The organism is Streptomyces sp. SID14478, assembly GCF_010548525.1.
GTDB lineage: Bacteria > Actinomycetota > Actinomycetes > Streptomycetales > Streptomycetaceae > Streptomyces.
On record NZ_JAAGMG010000772.1, the window covers coordinates 1 to 227 of the forward strand.

The 227-nt window shown below is 74.9% G+C and carries 1 protein-coding gene; it reads left to right on the plus strand.

The window, feature by feature from the left end; genetic code table 11:
* Positions 1 to 227, plus strand: a 227-nt coding sequence (locus G3I40_RS25215; protein WP_164304401.1) for a hypothetical protein, incomplete at both ends; no start/stop codon positions are given.

Here is a 227-nt window from a genome sequence, read left to right on the forward strand (position 1 = left end):
GGTCGTCACCACGGGTGTGCTGCTGCAACGGCTGCAGCGGGACCAGGAGTTGGCGGGCGTCGACGCCGTCATGCTCGACGAGGTGCACGAGCGGCACCTGGACGCGGACACGGTGGCGGCGTTCCTGTGCGACGTACGGGCCGCGCTGCGCCCGGAGTTGGAGCTGGTGGCGGCGTCGGCGACGACGGACGCCGCGGGGTGGGCCGCACTGCTCGGGGGTGCGCCGG